Origin of the sequence: Bradyrhizobium sp. CCBAU 45321, from assembly GCF_028128975.1 — a bacterium.
In the GTDB taxonomy this organism is placed as follows: Bacteria; Pseudomonadota; Alphaproteobacteria; order Rhizobiales; family Xanthobacteraceae; genus Bradyrhizobium; species Bradyrhizobium yuanmingense.
The window spans coordinates 1-410 of record NZ_LFKZ01000031.1 but is presented as its reverse complement, the minus strand read 5'-3'; the positions used below and the strand labels follow the sequence as shown (position 1 = coordinate 410).

Here is a 410-nt window from a genome sequence, read left to right as displayed (position 1 = left end):
GGCCCGCGCCGAGGCCCGCCAGAGCCCCGGCGCGGTCCGCGGGCTCCTCAAGCTGCTCGGCGATGACGACGAGGCGCTCCTGGAGCGCGGGCGCAAGCCCTGCCACGCCCGCGCCGAGGCCCTGCAGAGCCCAGACGCGGTGCGCGGGCATGTCAAGCTGCTCGGCGATGACGACGAGGCGCTGCTGGAGCGCGGGCGCAAGCCCTGCCATGCCCCGGCCGAGGCCGCGCAGAGCCGCGGCGCGGTGCGCGGGCTCCTCAAGCTGCTCGGCGATGACGACGAGGCGCTCCTGGAGCGCGGGCGCAAGCTCTGCCATGCCCACGGCGAGACCCTCCAGGGCCAAGACGCGGGCCGTGGGCGCGGCAAGCTGCTCGGCGAGGACGACGAGACCCTCCTGCTGCGCCCCGGTC

General features: G+C 76.8%; 1 protein-coding gene. It reads left to right on the top strand.

Features of this window, described 5'->3' with window-relative positions; genetic code table 11:
- On the top strand, positions 1 to 410 hold a 410-nt coding region (locus ACM43_RS09520), incomplete at both ends, for a hypothetical protein (protein ID WP_271539842.1).